Source organism: Mesorhizobium sp. M5C.F.Cr.IN.023.01.1.1, from assembly GCF_003997585.1.
Taxonomy (GTDB): Bacteria; Pseudomonadota; Alphaproteobacteria; order Rhizobiales; family Rhizobiaceae; genus Mesorhizobium; species Mesorhizobium wenxiniae.
The window spans coordinates 1-881 of the sequence record NZ_RZSU01000245.1 but is presented as its reverse complement, the minus strand read 5'-3'; the positions used below and the strand labels follow the sequence as shown (position 1 = coordinate 881).

Here is an 881-nt window from a genome sequence, read left to right as displayed (position 1 = left end):
AAAGCCGGTCCAGTCGCCGTCGCGGGTGAGATCGACATCGATGCCGCGAATGACGGTGCCGCCGGAGGTGACGCTGTCGGCGCGGATTTTTCCGGAGATCACCGGTGCGGCGAGATAGTTGGCGATCCGCGCATCGATGGTGACCGTCTTTGCCGAAAGATCGCCGCGCGTAATCGAAGCCGTCGAAGCCTTGATGGCGACATCAGGCGCATCGCGGGTCTTCGAGAATACGATCGTGCCGCGCACGTCGCCTTCCGCCTTTTCCAGGGCAAGGGCTGCGAGCGGACCGATATCAGGCAGGTCGAGGGCCACGGTACCGGACGGCACGAAGGCATTATCAAGTGCCAGGTCGCCTGATATCCGGTTCTTGCCGAGCGACAGGAGAAGTCCGTTGATGGCGCGCTTGCCGTCGGACGTCGCCAGCACGGCGCTGCCTTGCAGGGCCTGGCCCGCGACATTTCCGGACAGTTGCACATTGGCCGCCGGGTTGGCGGCATCGGCCTTGCCGGTGGCGGTGAGCCTCAGCCCGGTGATCTCGCGTTCGGCCACCGAAAGCCGGTCGCTGTTGACCGTCAGCGACAGGTCGGGCGCTGTGCTGGAGCCTTGCGCATTCAGCGCGAAGGCGATGGCGCCCTTGGCATCCCCGGACAGAAGCGAGATGTCGGCCAGCGCGCCCTTGATGTCGGCGGCGAGTTTATTGTCGGCAAGGCTGGCCTGCCCGTCGGCGGTCAGCGCGCCGGACACCAGCCTGATCGCGTTGGCGGTGATATTGCCATTGGCATCGCGCTTCAGTGCCGCGCTGAGCTGCGTCCGCTCGGCGAGCACGCCGCGCACTGCCGCCGGCAATGCTGCGGAAGCCGCAACCGCCTTAAGGTTGAGAT

The 881-nt window shown here is 65.8% G+C and carries 1 pseudogene; it reads right to left on the bottom strand.

Annotated elements, in window-relative coordinates:
- Positions 1 to 881 (bottom strand): annotated as a pseudogene (locus EOA78_RS35590) (translocation/assembly module TamB); the annotation flags it as partial.